The organism is Larkinella harenae (assembly GCF_054780515.1).
Genome location: NZ_BAAGWE010000003.1, coordinates 355,111 through 372,980, shown reverse-complemented (window position 1 = coordinate 372,980; position 17,870 = coordinate 355,111). Strand labels below are relative to the sequence as shown.

Below are 17,870 nucleotides of genomic sequence, written 5' to 3'. Positions count from 1 at the left end.
TCAAGAATTTATACGAAAAAAGGCCGACAAAAGATCGTTTGTCTTTATAAAGTACAAAAACTTGTTTGCGGATACATAGTAGGTGTGTGCGGGTTGTGCAATAAATCCGTTTCGGGAAAAGTTTGAAAGAGGACGGGCTTCTTCCGTATCTTTGACCATTCTGTTTTGTCGATTAATTCTTGCGCATGCGCTGTACGTACCGGACTATTCTTATCCTTTTTATCGGCCTTCTTTGGAATTCGAGTGAAGTGCAAGCGCAGCATCCGCCCAAACGGGAGTTTCGGGCGGTTTGGATTGCAACTGTCGATAACATCGATTGGCCACGAAAGCGGGGTATGCCGGCCGATAGCCAACGGGCCGAATTTATCAAAATTCTGGATCAGCATCAGCGGGCGGGAATCAACGCCGTCGTTGTTCAGATTCGGGCGGCCGCAGATGCTTTTTATGCCAAAGGTTCGGAGCCGTGGTCGGTTTGGTTAACGGGTCAGCAAGGGCGAGCGCCCGTCCCGTTTTATGATCCGTTGGAGTTCATGCTGCGCGAAACCCACGACCGGGGGATGGAATTTCACGCCTGGTTCAACCTCGACCGGGCCACGTTTAGTAAGCTGTCGGTTGTAACCCCCGATCATATTAGCAACCGCAAGCCGGAATGGATGCTACAGTATGGCGGGCGGAAGTTGTTTAACCTGGGTCTGCCCGAGGTTCGGAATTATGTGACCGGCATCGTAACCAATATTGTGCGGAACTACGACGTAGACGGTATTCACTTCGACGATTATTTTTATCCATACGGGATTGCTGGTCAGGTCATTCGGGACGAGGAAACGTTCAAGGCCTATTCCAACGGGATGAGTCGTGACAACTGGCGTCGGGAAAACATCAACCAGTTAATCCACCAGTTGCGGGATTCGATTCAGGCTATAAAACCGCACGTGAAGTTTGGGGTAAGCCCGTTTGGCGTCTGGAAAAACCGTAGCCAGGATCCGGAAGGATCGGAAACTACGGGCGGACTGACCTCGTATTTTGATTTGTACGCCGATACGCGGAAGTGGATTCGGGAAGGATGGATCGACTACATTGCCCCTCAGATTTACTTCAGTACGGATTTTCAGAAGGTTCCGTACCGATTACTGACAGACTGGTGGGTGAAAAATGGCTTCAACCGTCACCTGTATATTGGTCAGGGAGCTTTTCGGATCAACCGTTCGACGCCCCGCGATCGGGCCTGGAATGATCCGAATGAGATGAGTACACAATTGAATTACAACCGCCAGTTTAACCAGATTCATGGCAGTATTTTTTTCAGTTCCAAGTCATTGACCGACAATCTGAACGGCGTTCGGGATACCTTGTTAACAAACTTTTACCGGTATCCGGCCCTTATTCCGTCCATGCCCTGGAAAGATCCTGAACCACCGCTTTCTCCCAAAGATCTGAAAGCAAATCCGACGGCGGAAGGCGTTGAATTGTTCTGGCTCGAACCAGAGCCCGCGTCCGACGGCGACCGCGCTCATTACTACGTCATTTACCGCTTCGACCGCAAGGAAAAAGTCAATATGGAAGATCCAACCCGCATTGTTGCGATCTGTATTGGCGAACACACGACCCGTTTCATTGACCGAACAGCCGAACCGGATAGCCGCTATGTTTACGTTGTTACTTCCTTTGACCGTCTTCACAACGAGAGTACGCCCAGTCAGGTCAACGTCCGGGTGCCGGAGGAATAATAAAAAGGATAGACAACAGAATAAAAAGGTACGGTTGAATTACCCGTGTTTTCTCTTGTCTACCCTCCCTGTTCTAAAATCTATACCGTTTTTAGGAACGCCAGTCCTTTTACGGCGATATCTTCGCCGGAGGCCTCGATGTCGCGCCAGATGGCTGCGGCTTTGGCGATGGCTTTCACTTCGGGCGTAAAGGATTCGATCACAAGCTGCCCTTTGAAGTCGATGTCTTTCAGTGCCTGCCGGATCGAATTCCAGTCGATGTGGTCGTTACCCGGAATGCCCCGATCGCAGCCGCAGCTGTGCAACAGTTCCAGCCGGGAGCCAGCTTTCCGAATTGCGTCGGCCTGGAACTTCTCTTCAATATTCATGTGAAAGGTATCCAGGTGCAACCGCACGGCGTTGCTGCCTACCAGATCGGCTAACTCGATTGCCTGATCAACGGTGTTGATAAAGTCGGTTTCGAAGCGGTTGAGGGGTTCGAGCGCAATTTTTAAGCCTTTGCTTTCGGCATAGGCTGCCAGCTCTTTCAAATGCTTGACAACGGTTTTTTGCTGTTCGGCATAAACGTCCTTCGGCGTGGCTTCAGCCCGACCCACACTCGAATACAGCGGTCCAACCAGCATTTCGGCACCAATGATTGCCATCACATCCAACAAGCCTTTCAGATACGTCATGGCACTTTGCTGTTGCTCCACATTACCGCGAAAATCCCGATCGGGGCCCATCGCAGCGCAGACGGTTTTGCAACCCAGATTAGCCTCGGTCAGTGCTTTTTTTACCAGTTCGGGGTCAACGTTGGCGGGATCTTCCAGACCGATTTCAACGGTATCGAAGCCCCATTCTGCAAACTTTGAAAACCACTTGACGCTCTCGTTGGTAAAAGGCGACGTAAATAAAAACGTGTTGATTCCGATGGTGTACATGCTTTTCGTTTTGTTAGGATTCAGTCTGTTTTGGATTCATCTCCAGGCATAAAAGTTGTTGCCCAGGCAAGCAAAAACCTTATTTTTCTCCCCAAGCAAAGGAGAGGCAGGGCGCTTTTTACTGTCGTAAAGCCACATTTGTAGGGAGTGGCCCGGGCCCGATCAGGAAATATATTGTTGGCGAACTTCCTCCATTACGTCGTCGATGGGTCGGGCATTCGGAAAGAATGAAACAATTTTCAGGAGAATACTTTCAACCACAGCGTCGGGGCAGGAAGCTCCGCACGTCAGCAAAACCGTTACAGGTTCGTGCTGGGGAATAAAGTGCTCCGTAACCACTTCCTGTTTCGTGTGGACATTGAAGTGCCGAATCAAATCCCGCGACAGAATTTTCTGCTCGGTTTCAATAAAGTAGGTTGGTATCTTCTCTTCACACAGTTCTACGATATGAGACGTGTTGGAGCTGTTGTAGCCGCCTGCAACGACGGCGAAGTCAGCCGGATGGGTCAGCAGGGCGTAAGTCGAGTCCTGGTTGTCGTTGGTGGCGTAACAGAGCGTGTCGCGGGTGTTGGCGAAACGGGATTCGACGTCTTCCGGCATCAGGCGGTAGTGGCGAATCATAACGGTTTTCAGGAAGTCAGCAATTTGTTGGGTGTCCGACGCCAGCATCGTTGTTTGATTCACGACGCCGATGCGCTGCAAATCCCGTTCCGGGTCAAAACCGTCGGAATGCTGACCGCGGAACTCCGTGTAAAATTGTTCTTTCGGGGATTCGCCGGTGAGGTAAGTCGCCAGGCGTTGGGCCTGTGCCATGTTTTTTACAACCACCGTTGGACCGGCTTCTTTGCTGTGTGAAAATGTTGCCCGGGTTTCTTCGTGCGATGGTTTTCCGTGCACCACCACGGTGTAATTTTTCTGTCCGATCTGGTTGGCTTTGTTCCAGACTTTTTCCACGAAAGGGCAGGTCGTGTCGTATTGTTCGACGTTAAGTCCGATCTCGTTCAATCGGTGCTGAATTTCGACTGTAGTGCCAAAGGCAGGAATAACCACTACATCGTCGGCCCGTAAATCATCCCAGGGAATGAGCTGTTTCCCGGATGTTTCCATAATAAACCGAACACCGCGCGTTAGCAAATCCCGGTTAACATCCGGGTTATGGATCATTTCGCTCAGCAGAAAAATTCGCTTTTCGGGGTTTTCAGCAATGGCTCGGTAGGCGATTTCGATGGCGTTTTCAACGCCGTAGCAAAAGCCGAAATGCCGGGCTACTAAAAAGCGAACCGGGCCAAAATCGAGTTGCGTTGGGGTAAAATCACGCTTTAGCTTATCGCGTTTCCGGCGAAGTTCTTTCAGCGGACTGATGAGATGGCTGCGGTAATAATCGGGGATGTTGAAGGATTTCATTCACTGCAAATTAAACAGACTCCACCGAAAGAACAACGATCGGAAAAGCTTTGTTCGCTATCAGGAAAGTGTCGTCAGGCGACCCAGAATATCGTCCAGGTATTCCCGGCTGTTGCTCAGTCGCGGCACTTTATGCTGCCCACCGAGTTTGCCCCGGGTCTTCATCCAGTCGTAGAACGTACCGCGTGGCACCGCATGAACCAGGGGCGGTTGCAACACCATATCATTATACCGCTTGGCGTCGTAGTCGGAGTTGACCTGGCGTAGCGTCTGGTCGAGAACGGTTCGGAAGGTATCAAAATTATTGGGTTCGCCCGAAAACTCGATGATCCATTCGTGACGACCGTTGGAACCGCTGCCCATGTACACTGGTCCGGCGGTATAATCACTGACGGTGGCGCCGGTGGCTGTGCAGGCCCGCGTAATGGCGGTTTCGGCATTTTCGATGATGACTTCTTCGCCGAACGCATTGATAAAATGCTTGGTTCGCCCACTGACTCGTAACCGGAACGGATGGCGCGATGTAAACCGAACCGTATCACCCACGCGGTATCGCCAGAGCCCACCGTTGGTAGAAATGACCAGCGCGTAATTCTTATTTAGTTCGACTTCTTCAATGGTCAGTGCCTTTGGAAACGGTTTTTCCGCTTCCTCCATAGGTACAAACTCGTAGAAAATACCGTAGTCGAGCATCAGTAGCATTTCACCGATGCGTTTGATATCGTCCTGAATGGCAAAAAAACCTTCCGAGGCATTGTAAATTTCGAGGTATTTTATCTCGGTGGAGGGAAATACGTCGTTGGCAAACAATTCACGGTACGGCTGGAAAGCGACTGCGCCGTGGATGAATACCTCGAAATTGGGCCAGACCTCCAGAATGCTCCGCTTGCCGGTTAGTGCCAGAACCCGTTCCAGCAAAACCAGGGCCCAGGTTGGAACGCCCAAAATACTCGTCACGTTTTCATGGGCCGCAATTTCGGCCATCCGGTCAATTTTCTCCTCCCACTTATCCATCAGGGCTACCTCGATGGGCGGAGTACGGATGTATTGGGCCCATGAGGGCAGGTTTTTCATCACCACCGCCGACACATCGCCCGCAAAACCGTGCTGACTATACGGATTCGGGTGCAAACTGCCACCAATCGACAAGCCTTTGCCCTCAAACGTTTTGGTTTCCGGCCGATTGGCGACGTACAGCGCCATCATATCTTTTCCGCCTTTAAAATGGCTTTCGTCCAGCGATTCCTGCGAAACCGGAATAAATTTGCTGCGGGCGTTGGTGGTGCCCGACGATTTGGAGAACCAGTGAATGCGCGAGGGCCAAAGAAGTTTCTGCTCGCCCTTCATGGTCCGTTCGATATACGGAAACAGATCTTCGTAAGACGAAACCGGAACGCGCTCCTGAAAATCGCGGACCGTTCGGATGGACTCGTACCGGTGGTCACGACCCCATTTCGTATGGCGACCTTTGCTGATGAGTTGTCGAAAAACCGCCTGTTGGGTTTCGCCAGGACGCGCCATCATAGCTTCGATGCGAGGCATACGCCGGAGCAACAGCCATTTAAGTGTCGTATTCAACAATGTCATACGCGAAGCGGTAAATCCAATCCAAACTTACTAAAAATGTTGTATTTAGAAGAACTTTGCTTCATAACCTGATTTGACGGGTATTGTTATTTGTACTTAGGCTTTGTCAATGCAGGAAAAGAAACGAGTTGTGTTTCATTTTTTGGGATAGAAGAAAGAATAAATTTTCTTTGTAAAAGCCGCAGATCTACGGATTCGGGCAAAAAGACAGCGTGGCTATTAACCTTTATGAAAACACTGAAACCGTTTCTTTGCCTGCTCATTTCCGTTGTTCTAACTACTGTTCTAAGCCGTCCCTGGGGGACGGTTCCGGCCCTGGGTCGGCTGCTGAGTCCTTTTGAAGGATTCTGGCAAAACGCGGAAAAGGCCGATCCTGATTTGCAACAAACGATCTCCATCCAGGGAACGCGGGAAGAGGTTACGGTTTTATACGATGATCTGCACGTACCGCACGTTTTTGCGAAAAATGATTATGACGCTTACTTTGCCCAGGGCTACGTTACCGCCCGCGACCGGCTCTGGCAGATGGAGTTTCAGACGCACGCAGCCGCCGGGCGGATTTCGGAGCTGATCGGTGACCGGGCGCTGGAGCTGGATCGCTACAACCGCCGGCTAGGAATGGTCTATGGGGCCGAAAAATCGCTGGAAGGCATGATGAACGACCCGGTTTCCCGGTCAATTCTGGAGGCTTATTCGGCGGGTATCAACGCCCACATTCGTCAGCTGAAACCCGCAGATTACCCGCTTGAATACAAACTACTCGGCTATACTCCCGAACCGTGGACGCCCCTGAAAGTGGCCTTCCTGCTGAAGCAGATGACTCAGACGCTGGCTGCGGGCGCCGACGATCTGATGATGACCAACATTCGCCAGCAACTGGGACCGGCGCTGACGGCTAACCTGTTTCCCGATTATCCCGCGAAGGAAGATCCCATCATTCCTATCGGTACTCGCTGGGATTTTGCGCCAGTCAAGGTGCCACCGGTTCCGCAGCAAACGGAGCTGGATAGCAGCGTGGCCCTGGGCTGGCAACGGCACGATCCGGGGATTGGCAGTAATAACTGGGCCGTTGGCCCGCAGAAGTCGGCAACGGGCTACCCCATTCTGGCAAACGATCCGCACCTGACCCTAAGCCTGCCGTCGATCTGGTACCAGATCCAACTGGTCACTCCTACCTTAAATGTTTACGGTGTGTCGCTGCCCGGGGCGCCCGGTGTGATCATTGGTTTTAATAAAGACATAGCCTGGGGTGTCACCAACGTGGGGGCCGATGTGCTGGATTTTTACAAAATTCGCTTTCGCGATAACAGCCGACGCGAATATTGGCACGATGGTCAATGGAAGCCGGTTCGCCGACGGGTTGAGGTAATCAAAGTGAAAGGAAAGCCCGACGTAGCCGATACGGTTTTATACACGCACCACGGGCCCGTGGTTTATCAGCCGAATGAAAAACCGTTTCGCAGTAATTTCCCGGCGGGATGCGCCATGCGTTGGATTGCGCACGAAGTCGACAATGGATTAAAGACATTTTATCTGTTGAACCGGGCAAAAACCTACGCGGATTACGTAACGGCCTTGTCATTTTATTCCGCTCCTGCGCAGAATTTTATTTTTGCCAATGCTGAAAAAGACATTGCCATCTCACCCAATGGACGGTTTCCGTTGAAATGGCGCGACCAAGGCAAGTTTCTGCTGGATGGCACGAACTCGGCTCACGATTGGCAGGGCTGGATTCCGGCGGATCAGAACCCGCGCGTCAAGAATCCACCGAGGGGGTTTGTCAGTTCGGCCAATCAATTTTCAACCGATCCGACGTATCCTTATTACCTCAACTGGCAGTTCGAATCGCCGGAGCGGGGAATGCGCATCAATCAACGACTGGCAACAATGCAAAAAGTGACGGTTGACAGCATGCGCCGGTTGCAAAACGATGTATATAACCTCCAGGCTGCTCACTTTTTGCCCGTTTTGTTGCCCAATATTCAGGAAAAAGCCCTTTCGGAGGCACAGAAACAGACGCTGGCAGTCGTCCGGCAATGGAATTATCAGCAGGATACGGCCTCTGTGGCGGGTACGGTTTTTACGGAATGGATCAACCATTTGGAGCGCATGGTTTGGGAGGACGACTTTGCCGGTGCAGAAAACCGTCCCATGCGGTTTCCGGCCACTAACCGGTTGCTACAATTAATGGTTGAAGATCCTAAATCCCGCTGGTTTGACGATATTCGGACCCCAAACCGTACGGAAACGCTCTCGGAAGTTGTTACCGGCAGTTTCCAGTCAGCTGTTGACTCGCTTACCAAACAACACGGTTCGCTGGGAAAAAGCTGGGCCTGGGCCTTTCACAAAGCCACTTCTGTTCAGCACCTGATTCCGGGCATGGATGCCTTCAGCGCCTTGAATGTACAGATTGGCGGTGGCCGTGGCATTGTCAATGCGGCTGGTCGTCGGGCGGGACCGTCGTGGCGGATGGTGGTGCAGACGGGGCCGCAACTCCGCGCATACGGTGTTTACCCGGGCGGTCAGTCCGGCAATCCCGGTAGCCCGTATTACCTGAACATGCTTGAAACCTGGCGCAAAGGCGATTTGTACGAACTGCTTTACCTCAAAACGGAATCCGACCAACACCCGCGACTCAAATCGACCCTTAAACTGACTCCCTGATGCTACTGCCTCTGTTGTTGATTGCTTTATTGAGCGCTCTGGCGCAGTTATTTTTGCCGTGGTGGGTTGTCGCCGTCGTTGCGTTTGGGGTGTGTTTCTGGCGCAGCCGCACGGGTTGGCGGGCTTTTGGGAACGGTTTTGCTGGTATTGCCGTGGTGTGGTTCCTGTACGCGCTGGTCATTCACTTGCAGACCGACGGCATTCTGACGGAGCGGATGGCGGTTCTTTTTTTCAAAACACCCTCACCGGTTTTTCTGCTGGCCCTTACTCCTTTGCTGGGTGGTTTGGTGGGCGGATTCGCCGGATTGGCGGGGCAGCAATTGCGAACGGTTTTTAGCGCAAAACCGTGACCGGCATTTCTGACGCTACAATCTAATTGCTAGGTAATTTGTAAATTGTACCTTTGTAAAATCATTAATCCATTAATTAACTGTTTCTTGTGAAAAACGCATCACTTGTTTTGAATGCCGTGCTGGCAGTTGCAGTCGCGGTTTTGTATTACCTGCATTTCTCTGAAAAAAGCGCCACTGAACCAGTTGCAGCTAGCGAAACGAAGTCTGAGCCTGATCGCAAGATAGTGTATGTAAATGTAGACTCGTTGTTGACCAATTACGACTATTTCAAAGACACCCGGAAAACGTTGGAAAGCAAACGGTTTCAGCTGGATAACGAGCTGAATAATAAAGGTCGTTCGTTGCAGAATGAAGTGGCATTTTTTCAGCAACGTGCCCAGACGATGACCATGGAGCAGGGGCGGGCTACGGAAGCTGCCCTGCAAAAAAAGCAGCAGGATTTGATGGCGTATCGGGATCGGGTGGTGCAGCAACTGGCCGAAGAGGAGCAAAAGAAAAACGAAGAGTTGTATAACCAGATCCACGATTACCTGGAAAAAGTTAACAAGCAAAACAAATACGAGTTTGTTATGGGCTACTCAAAAGGGGGCGGAATCCTCTTTGCAGATAATTCGCTCGATGCTACCAAATCGATTATTACCGGTTTGAACAAAGAATACCAACAGAAGCAGCAAAAAACGAAGAAATAAGCCTGGATATACCATAAAGCTTAGGATAAAGCTCCACCCTCACCCGGTGGAGCTTTCTTTTTGTCTTTTTCCGTTCAGTAAATCTGTTTGCGGTTTTTTAAAATACAAAACTGAAAACGGCATAGAAATTGTAAAGTATCACATATTGTTGCATGTATAGGCAATTGTTTTGCTGCTTTTCGAAGTGATAAGCCATTTTGAAGCGTCATGGAAATCAGTATGGGGCGTAATCCATTTATATACTATATAGAAGTGATGAAGGAAATCCTGGTGGATGCTGGTGGTACAGAAGGGTCTTGAGGCTGTGATTCGGCTGTACACCGACCTTTTTAGGTACGGTAAACACCAGCTTCACCAGGCAGTCATGCATAGGAGTTGTCTAATTCAATACCCCGAAGGAGCCTTCGGGGTATTTTTGTTTACATTTCGGTAATTTTGACCCCAAAAATAGTTTACTTATTATCGTCTCTTTCAACGGCTGTTTATCGATAGCCAGAAGGCGAAAAAACCAACAGAACCAGAGACTGCTTCAATATGTCTGATAAAACTCTTGCTAAAACCATTGAGATCCGTAACCGCCGGGCCTCTTTTGAATACTTTTTTCTTGAAACGTTTGCAGCCGGCATCATGCTGACGGGTACTGAGATCAAATCTGTCCGTCAGGGAAAAGTGAATCTGGGCGACGCCTATTGTCTTTTCATGCACGACGAACTGTATGTTCGCCAGATGCATATTTCCCAGTATACGGAAGGGACTTACAACAATCATGAGCCGCTGCGGGACCGCAAATTGCTGTTGCAGAAACGAGAGCTCAAACGTTTGATCAATAAATTAACGGATCAGGGACTGACCATTATCCCAACCCGGTTTTTTATCAATGACCGGGGATTTGCTAAGCTTGAAATTGCGCTGGCCAAAGGGAAAAAGCTCTATGACAAACGTGATTCGATTAAAGAACGTGATGTGTCACGGGAGATGAGTCGGGAGCGGTATTAAGCTACTTCCGGTGTCAACACCGTGGGCATCAGGCTCTTTAAAAAAGTGTGAATTATTCATCTTCCCCTGTTATTTATAATGAAATATCGTTAACTTGCTAAAGAAAGAAAGGAGTCTGATACATTGTTTATGGGTAGGAAAGTCCTGGTACTAAATCAAGATTATAGTGCGCTAGGCATCTGTTCTGTACCAAAAGCGTTCTTGTTAGTCTACCTGAACAAAGCAGAACTGGTTGCTCAATCTCAGATTTTCGTCCTGCGTACAGTCGACGATGAATATCCGTCTCCAACCGTCATCCGCCTTCACCGCTACATTCATCTGCCATACAAAGGCGTGATGCTCAATCGGCAAAACATCTTTAAACGCGATGGCAACCGTTGCCAGTATTGTGGAAAGTACGATGACCTGACGCTGGATCACGTTATGCCCAAATCGCGGGGCGGCAAAACCAATTGGGATAACCTGATTACGGCCTGCAAGCGCTGTAACTCCCAGAAAGGTGATCTGACACCGGAAGAAGCAGGGATGAAACTCTACCAGCGCCCATTTAAACCTTCTTTTCTCGTTTTTCTACGCGATTTCTCCGGCTCGGTAGACGAAACCTGGATGCCTTTCCTGGCCAAACGCGAGAAGATGTACTGAGGACGTACATTTCCGCGAAATTTTCCTCAAGGCAAGAGACTTTTTTTGCATTAAAAATGCATTTCCAGAAAATATTGCTATTTTTGCACCTCCATTTTTGGGGCAGTGTCTCCAATTGTCAACAAAATTCAGCCAGGAAGGCCCGGGGGCTGATGTATAAATGGGTCACAACCAAACTTTTATGAGCAAAACGCAAACACTGCCTGATTTTGATTGGGATAAGGCAGACAACCGGGGCTTTGGCAGCGGCTATTCTGCGGCAGAACGCGACCGCCTGGCCGAATTGTACGATAACACCCTGGCGCAAGTAAACGAGAAAGAAGTAGTGATTGGGACCGTTGTCGGGATTACCGACCGGGAGATTATCTTAAACATTGGTTTCAAATCTGACGGTCTGGTTCCGGCTTCGGAATTCCGTGATCTGCCGGATCTGAAAATTGGTGATGAGGTTGAAGTTTACGTTGAAAACCAGGAAGACCCGAACGGTCAGTTGGTTTTGTCGCGCAAGAAAGCCAAAGTCATTACGGCATGGCAGAAAATTCAGCGCGCGCTGGACGAAGATTTGGTTATCGAAGGTTTTGTGAAACGTCGGACGAAAGGTGGTCTGATCGTTGATATTTATAGCATTGAAGCTTTCTTGCCAGGTTCGCAGATCGACGTGAAGCCGATCCGTGACTTCGACGTATTTGTCGGTAAGAAAATGGAAGTGAAAGTAGTGAAAATCAACTATGCGAACGACAACGTAGTTGTTTCTCACAAAGTCCTGATCGAAAAAGATCTGGAAGCACAGCGTCAGCAAATCCTGAACAACCTGCAAAAAGGTCAGGTGCTGGAAGGTGTGATCAAAAACATGACCAACTTCGGGGTATTTATCGACCTCGGTGGTGTTGATGGTCTGTTGCACATCACGGATATCTCGTGGGGCCGCATCAGCCACCCGTCTGAATTGTTGCACCTCGACCAGAAAGTCAATGTGGTAGTGCTTGATTTCGACGAAGACAAAAAACGGATTTCGCTGGGCATGAAACAACTGCAGGCTCATCCGTGGGATTCACTGGAAGAAAACATTCAGGTTGGTTCGAAAGTAAAAGGCCGTATTGTGAATGTAGCTGATTACGGTGCTTTCCTGGAAATCATGCCGGGTGTTGAAGGCTTGATCCACGTTTCCGAAATGTCGTGGTCACAGCATTTGCGCAATCCGCAAGACTTCCTGAAAGTAAGCGACGAAGTAGAAGCTGTCGTGCTGACACTGGATCGCAACGATCGCAAGATGTCTCTGGGTATCAAACAACTGACGGCTGATCCCTGGTCACGTCCGGAACTGGTTGAGAAATACGCGGTTGGCACCAAGCACAAGGGGGTTGTTCGTAACCTGACGAACTTCGGTCTCTTCCTCGAACTGGAAGAAGGTATCGATGGTCTGGTTCACGTTTCTGACTTGTCTTGGACCAAGAAGATCAAACACCCGTCCGACTTTATCAAAGTTGGTGAAGAACTGGAAGTAATCGTTCTGGAACTGGATATCGAAAACCGTCGTCTGGCACTGGGTCACAAACAACTGGAAGAAAATCCGTGGGATACGTTCGAAAGCGTATTTGTACCGGGTTCAACCCATCGTTCTACGATCCTGTCGAAAAACGACAAACTGGCTACCCTCGAATTACCGTACGGTATTGAAGGCTTCGCAGCACTGAAGAGCCTGCAGAAAGAAGACGGTTCGTGGGCAGAAGTTGGCGAAACGCTGGAGTTCAAAGTTCTGGAGTTCTCGAAAGAAGAAAAACGCATTATGCTGTCGCACACCAAAACGTGGCAGGAAAAAGGCGACGATCGGAAACCTGAGAAACGGCCAGCAGCAGCTAAAACTCCGACCGCTAGCAAAGAGCCTGAGCGTGCTACGCTGGGCGACCTGGACGCTCTCGCGGCTTTGAAAGAACAAATGGAAGGACGTTCGTCAAAAGGCGAATAAGTTTCCGAAATTTTTAGAGTAATCTAGTGTCTGGAACAAATTTTGTAGTAAGTTTGCGACACTGAAATGAGTAAAGGAGTTGGGAAATTGAAGTCGTTGATTACTTCAGACACTGAGTAAAATTCCTCGATTTGATTTCTCAACTCCTAACTAAAGGGTCCTGTGGCCGAGTGGCTAGGCAGAGGTCTGCAAAACCTTTTACAGCGGTTCGAATCCGCTCGGGACCTCCTTCAAGGTGTGAATGCAAGCACCACAATTGCCTACAGATAATACCATCCGGAAAGCTGTTCAAGCATGGGCCGGATGGTATTTTTTTTAGGTTTATTTTGCCTTTCATCCCTTCTTTCAAGTTCTAAATAAGCTAAGAAAAGACGGTTACTTAGACAAAGTATAAATAAAATTGTACTCCAAAATATCAAACCGCAAGTGTTTGATTAAAACCGTTCCTGTACTACTTTTGTGCGTTAATGGAAAATAATTAGTAGGTATGCATACTGATTTTATCGGTTTCTCATTGCTTAAAAAGTGTTCTCGACGTGCAATTAGCCCTTTCATAATTGTACTTTCACTACTCTTTAGTGGCTATCAGTCGATGGCACAAGATGCCGCAGCTGGTGGCGCTGATCCGGAAAAGGGAAAGGAACTATTCTCCACTTTGTGTCAGCAATGTCATGCTGTAACGGACGAGAAGGTTATCGGTCCGGGCTTGAAAGGTATTACTAGTCGGCGTGATGAAGCCTGGCTTATCAAATGGATCAAAAATCCTCAGGCGGTTATTTCCAGTGGCGACGCTTATGCGGTTGCTCTGTATAATAAGTACCAGCCGTTGGTAATGCAGAGCTTCCCGGACTTGTCAGATGGTGATATTAAAAACATCCTGGCCTACGTTGAATCAGCGGGCAAACCCACTCCGTCTCAAGGAGACGGACAAGCGGCTGGAGGTCAGCAAGTAGCTGCGGCTGCTGCCAGTGAAAGTCCTTCGGGCCTATTCACGGCTGTTCTGGTAGCGCTATTGGTTGTTATGCTGCTGGTGCTGGGCGTTTTGCTGGTGTTGGTAACAATTTTGTCAAAAGCGGTATCAACGAAAGGTGATGAAGCCGGACAAACGAAATCGTTTACAGAACGGCTGAAAACCAGCTTTGCTGCAGCAGCCGGTAACAGTACGCTTCGCTCGATCATTCTGTGGTTATTCGTTTTCGTTGTGGTTAAACAAACCTTCGACGGATTGTACAGCGTGGGCGTTTCACAAGGATACGCTCCCAAACAACCCATTGCTTTTTCGCACAAACTGCACGCTGGCCAATACCAGATCAATTGCAACTACTGTCATACGAGCGTATACAAAGGAAAGATTGCTACGATTCCATCCGCCAACATCTGTATGAATTGCCACGGTGAAATCAAACGGGAATCACCGGAAATTCAGAAAATTTACAAGGCGATCGAAACCGATACGCCGATTGAGTGGGTACGGGTACATAACCTGCCGGATCTGGCTTACTTCAACCACGCTCAACATACCAATGTGGGCCAGGTTGAATGTCAGACTTGCCATGGTGAAGTGGAAAAAATGGAAGTGATGGAACAGCGCTCTTCACTGACAATGGGTTGGTGTATTGACTGCCACCGAAAAACGGAAGTTGCTACGAAGGATAATGCCTACTACGATAAATTAGTTGCCCTCCATAAAAAGGGAAGCAAAGAACCGTTACGTGTGGCTAATATCGGTGGCCTCGAATGTTCAAAATGCCACTATTAATCACATCGTATCCCATTAAACAGTTGAACGAATCTTAAGGACTGTATGGAAAATACAAATAAACGGTATTGGAGGGGACTGGAAGAGCTACGAAACGACGAATCTTTTGTTAAAAACGCGTACAAGGAGTTCTCAGAAGCCGATACAAATAAATCTACTGAATCAGGAAGTATTGTCGACGGTATTGGAAGTGACCGTCGGGATTTCTTAAAAGTATTAGGATTTGGTATGGCAGCCGTTACCCTGGCTGCCTGCGAAACGCCAGTTCATAAGGCGATTCCTTATATCAATAAGCCGGAAACCACATTCCCAGGTATTGCTGACTACTATGCATCGACGTACAGCGAGGGAGGTGAATATGTGCCGGTTCTGGTGAAAACCCGCGAAGGCCGCCCCATCAAAATTGAGGGGAATACGTCTTCGAGCATTACAAAAGGCGGTACGTCGGCCCGGGTACAGGCTTCAGTGTTATCGCTCTACGATAATGACAAGCTGAAAGGGCCGAAACGGGGAGAAGCAGATAGCGAATGGCAGGCTATTGATACCGAAATTCAGACGCAATTGCAACGGGGAGGAGCCATTCGGATCGTCTCTTCAACGCTATTGAGCCCGTCAACGAAAGCCGTTATTGCTGCATTCATTGCCAAATACCCCACGGCTACGCATATTCAATACGACGCCAATTCGGTATCGGGTCTGGTTCAGGCCAATCAGACGTCGTTTGGTCAGGCAGTCGTTCCTTCTTATGATTTCAGTAAAGCGAAAACGATTGTTAGCATCGGTGCCGACTTCCTGGGTAGCTGGATTGCTCCGCTGGAATACACGGATCAGTATGTAGCAACGCGGAAAGTAGGCGCTAATGCTGGAAACAAAAAGGATATGTCACGGCACTATCAGTTTGAAACTGGTTTGTCGATAACGGGTTCCAACGCCGATTACCGGACTGCTATCAAGCCTTCGCAAGAAGGGCTGGTGGTTGCGGCTCTTTATAATAAGGTTGCCGCAAAATTGGGTGGTGCGCCAATCAGCACAGCAGCAATTGATGTGGCCAATCTGGACAAAGCAGCTACTGATCTGGCGGCTTCACGCGGAGCAGCGCTGGTCGTATCAGGATCAAATGACCCGAACGTCCAAGTGGTTGTCAATGCGTTGAACAATCTACTGGGCAGTTACGGAACAACAATTGATCTGAGCCGCCCGGTCAATTACCGTCAGGGAAATGACGCAGCTATGAACGCTTTCATTGCGGATGCAAAAGCGGGACGGGTACAAGGCGTTATCTTCTACGCAGCTAATCCGGTATACGATCACCCCCGCGGTGCAGAATTGAAAGAAGCGCTGCCGAAAATTGGCCTGTCGGTTTCCTTGTCGGATCGGGCAGACGAAACGGCTTCGCTTTGTAAATACATCTGTCCGGCGTCTCATTACCTGGAGTCTTGGGATGACGCTTCTCCGAAAGCTGGAATCTACAGCCTGACTCAGCCAACCATCAACACGATTTTCAAGACTCGCCAGGCGCAATCTTCTTTGCTGAAATGGGCGGGTTTGAATCCGAGCTACGAAGCATTTATTAAGAGCTACTGGCGGACTAACTTATATCCGCAAGCTGGCAAAGGAGCTTCCTTCGACCAGTTCTGGATTCAGTCCCTGCATGATGGCGTTCTGGAACTGAATGCACCGGCTGCAGCTGCGGGTACGTTCAATGCCGGAAGTGTAGCATCAGCTGCCGCCGGAATTGCGCAACGCTACAAAGCTAACGCAACCGGTCTGGAATTGTCACTTTACGAAAAAGTAGGTATCGGTACGGGTGCCATGGCCAACAACCCCTGGTTACAGGAGTTGCCTGACCCGGTTTCGAAAGCCTGCTGGGATAATTACGCCTGTCTGTCGCAAAAAACGGCTACGGAACTTGGATTGCAACAGCACGATCTGGTAACGGTTGAAGTAACGGGTAAACCCGCTATTGAATTGCCAGTGCTGGTTCAGCCGGGACAAGCTGACGGAACGGTTTCGATTGCCATTGGTTATGGCCGTGAAAAGGCGGGCAAATCGGCTGACGGCGTTGGTAAAAATGTGTATCCGCTGGCATCTGTTGTCAATAACCTGACTCAGTTTTCGGCCACCGACATAAAAATTAACAAAGCTGGCGGTTCACGCACGATTGCTCAGACGCAAACGCACGATACCGTAATGGGTCGCCGGGCCGTTATTCAGGAAACTGTTCTTTCTGCTTACAAGAAAGACGTGAAGGCCGGACGGTATTTCCCGAAAGTTGTTACGTCTGAAGGACCGGTACCGACTACGGATATTTCTCTGTGGAAAGGCTATGAAAAGCCAAACCACTCGTGGGGAATGGTTATTGACCTGAACTCTTGTACGGGTTGTGCCGCGTGCGTAATTGGTTGCCAGGCAGAAAATAACATTCCCGTAGTAGGTCGGCAGGAAGTGATTAACCGACGCGAAATGCACTGGATCCGGATTGACCGTTACTATAGCAGTGATGCGGAAGTCGACGATCGTAAAGGAATGGAGATTGCTTCCGCCAATCCGGAAGTGGTATTCCAGCCAATGCTTTGCCAACACTGTTCGAACGCGCCTTGCGAAACCGTATGTCCGGTATTGGCAACGACACATAGTACGGAAGGGTTGAACCAAATGACGTACAACCGTTGCGTAGGAACGCGGTACTGCGCCAACAACTGTCCGTACAAAGTTCGCCGGTTCAACTGGTTCAAATACTTTGATAACGACAATTTCGATTACAACTTCAACAACGACCTCGGTAAGATGGTTATTAACCCGGATGTAACGGTTCGTTCGCGGGGTGTTATCGAAAAATGCTCATTCTGCGTACAACGGATTCAGGATGGTAAACTGACTGCTAAAAAAGAACGCAGAAGACCGAAACCGGATGAAATTCAGGTAGCTTGTGCGCAGGCTTGCCCAACCGGTGGTATCGTCTTTGGTGATATGAACGATCCGGAAAGCACGATTTCCAAACTGTTGAAAGAGGAAAATGAAGGCCGGGCCTTCCAAGTACTGGAAGAAATCAACGTAAGACCGCAGATTTCGTACCTGACTAAGATCCGGAATAAGGATGAAGTTGCTAAGCCGGTAGCCGCTGCTGCAGCCGAGCACCACGCTGAATAACTTGTCTCTG

Annotated in this window: 12 protein-coding genes and 1 tRNA gene; 10 read left to right on the top strand and 3 right to left on the bottom strand. The window is 49.3% G+C overall.

Annotated features, from left to right (window positions below; translation table 11 throughout):
• The first annotated feature begins 185 nt into the window (after nucleotides 1–185).
• Nucleotides 186–1,727, top strand: coding sequence for a glycoside hydrolase family 10 protein (locus ACYVH9_RS18600; RefSeq protein WP_460637887.1), 1,542 nt, complete (start codon nucleotides 186–188; stop codon nucleotides 1,725–1,727).
• An 80-nt stretch (nucleotides 1,728–1,807) separates the two neighbouring features.
• Here ACYVH9_RS18600 and ACYVH9_RS18595 read toward each other — a convergent pair whose 3' ends face one another.
• The 3 genes from ACYVH9_RS18595 to ACYVH9_RS18585 all read right to left on the bottom strand — a co-directional run bounded on the left by ACYVH9_RS18595 (nucleotide 1,808) and on the right by ACYVH9_RS18585 (nucleotide 5,641).
• Complete coding sequence (locus ACYVH9_RS18595) at nucleotides 1,808–2,650, bottom strand: sugar phosphate isomerase/epimerase family protein (RefSeq protein ID WP_460637886.1); 843 nt, start codon at nucleotides 2,648–2,650, stop codon at nucleotides 1,808–1,810.
• Between the two features lie 162 nt (nucleotides 2,651–2,812).
• On the bottom strand, nucleotides 2,813–4,054 hold the full coding sequence (locus ACYVH9_RS18590; RefSeq protein ID WP_460637885.1) for a 4-hydroxy-3-methylbut-2-enyl diphosphate reductase: 1,242 nt from the start codon (nucleotides 4,052–4,054) through the stop codon (nucleotides 2,813–2,815).
• Between the two features lie 60 nt (nucleotides 4,055–4,114).
• Nucleotides 4,115–5,641 carry a GH3 auxin-responsive promoter family protein gene (locus tag ACYVH9_RS18585; RefSeq protein WP_460637884.1) on the bottom strand — a complete coding sequence of 509 codons (1,527 nt, stop codon included), beginning with the start codon at nucleotides 5,639–5,641 and terminating at the stop codon, nucleotides 4,115–4,117.
• Nucleotides 5,642–5,869: 228 nt separating this feature from the next.
• Here ACYVH9_RS18585 and ACYVH9_RS18580 point away from each other — a divergent pair, with 228 nt between their 5' ends.
• From ACYVH9_RS18580 to ACYVH9_RS18540, 9 genes are all read left to right on the top strand, one after another.
• Nucleotides 5,870–8,305 (top strand): penicillin acylase family protein, encoded by a 2,436-nt coding sequence (locus ACYVH9_RS18580; RefSeq protein WP_460637883.1) that lies wholly within the window; start codon nucleotides 5,870–5,872, stop codon nucleotides 8,303–8,305.
• Nucleotides 8,305–8,655: a hypothetical protein gene (locus ACYVH9_RS18575; protein WP_460637882.1), complete on the top strand. Its 351-nt coding sequence runs from the start codon at nucleotides 8,305–8,307 to the stop codon at nucleotides 8,653–8,655. The genes ACYVH9_RS18580 and ACYVH9_RS18575 overlap by 1 nt, the downstream gene beginning before the upstream one ends.
• Before the next feature lie 89 nt (nucleotides 8,656–8,744).
• Nucleotides 8,745–9,347, top strand: a complete 603-nt coding sequence (locus ACYVH9_RS18570; RefSeq protein WP_460637881.1) for an OmpH/Skp family outer membrane protein — start codon at nucleotides 8,745–8,747, stop codon at nucleotides 9,345–9,347.
• 534 nt (nucleotides 9,348–9,881) lie between these two features.
• Nucleotides 9,882–10,343 carry an SsrA-binding protein SmpB gene (smpB, locus tag ACYVH9_RS18565; protein WP_460637880.1) on the top strand — a complete coding sequence of 154 codons (462 nt, stop codon included), beginning with the start codon at nucleotides 9,882–9,884 and terminating at the stop codon, nucleotides 10,341–10,343.
• A 129-nt stretch (nucleotides 10,344–10,472) separates the two neighbouring features.
• Nucleotides 10,473–10,985, top strand: coding sequence for an HNH endonuclease (locus tag ACYVH9_RS18560; RefSeq protein ID WP_460637879.1), 513 nt, complete (start codon nucleotides 10,473–10,475; stop codon nucleotides 10,983–10,985).
• A gap of 181 nt (nucleotides 10,986–11,166) precedes the next feature.
• On the top strand, nucleotides 11,167–12,951 hold the full coding sequence (gene rpsA, locus ACYVH9_RS18555; RefSeq protein WP_460637878.1) for a 30S ribosomal protein S1: 1,785 nt from the start codon (nucleotides 11,167–11,169) through the stop codon (nucleotides 12,949–12,951).
• A 156-nt stretch (nucleotides 12,952–13,107) separates the two neighbouring features.
• A tRNA-Cys gene (locus ACYVH9_RS18550) sits at nucleotides 13,108–13,178 on the top strand.
• Between the two features lie 365 nt (nucleotides 13,179–13,543).
• Nucleotides 13,544–14,710, top strand: a complete 1,167-nt coding sequence (locus ACYVH9_RS18545; RefSeq protein ID WP_460637877.1) for a cytochrome c3 family protein — start codon at nucleotides 13,544–13,546, stop codon at nucleotides 14,708–14,710.
• Between the two features lie 45 nt (nucleotides 14,711–14,755).
• Nucleotides 14,756–17,860, top strand: coding sequence for a TAT-variant-translocated molybdopterin oxidoreductase (locus tag ACYVH9_RS18540; protein ID WP_460637876.1), 3,105 nt, complete (start codon nucleotides 14,756–14,758; stop codon nucleotides 17,858–17,860).
• Nucleotides 17,861–17,870: the final 10 nt, after the last annotated feature.